The organism is Streptobacillus felis, from assembly GCF_001559775.1.
Classification (GTDB): domain Bacteria; phylum Fusobacteriota; class Fusobacteriia; order Fusobacteriales; family Leptotrichiaceae; genus Streptobacillus; species Streptobacillus felis.
The window spans coordinates 1-345 of record NZ_LOHX01000123.1 but is presented as its reverse complement, the minus strand read 5'-3'; the positions used below and the strand labels follow the sequence as shown (position 1 = coordinate 345).

The following is a 345-nucleotide window of genomic DNA, read 5'->3' as shown; positions in this document are numbered from 1 at the left end:
TTATTTTTTTCAAAAAATATGATTTTATCTCTTTTTTCAACCATTTCATAACCACAAAATTTTAGTTTTTCTATCTCTTCTATGCTCTGAATATTATTTTCTATTAAAGCTGTTAAAAATTGTCCTCTTGCTTTCTTAGATATAGTAGAGTGTATCTTTCCTGATTCCTTAAATACTATTTTATACATTCTATCCCTTATCTCTTTACTAAAAACTTCTTCAAATTCATTTGATAGTAAAGAAATAATTAATTCTTCATTTTTGACCGTATCATCATATTGTTTTTGCCAAAACTTTTTTAAACTTACCCCATCAACAGAAAGATTATTCAAAAAATCCAATCTA

The 345-nt window shown here is 24.3% G+C and carries 1 protein-coding gene; it reads right to left on the bottom strand.

Annotated elements, in window-relative coordinates; translation table 11 throughout:
• Positions 1 to 345 (bottom strand): peroxide stress protein YaaA (gene yaaA, locus AYC60_RS02160; RefSeq protein ID WP_156447641.1); only part of this gene is annotated, 345 nt, incomplete at both ends.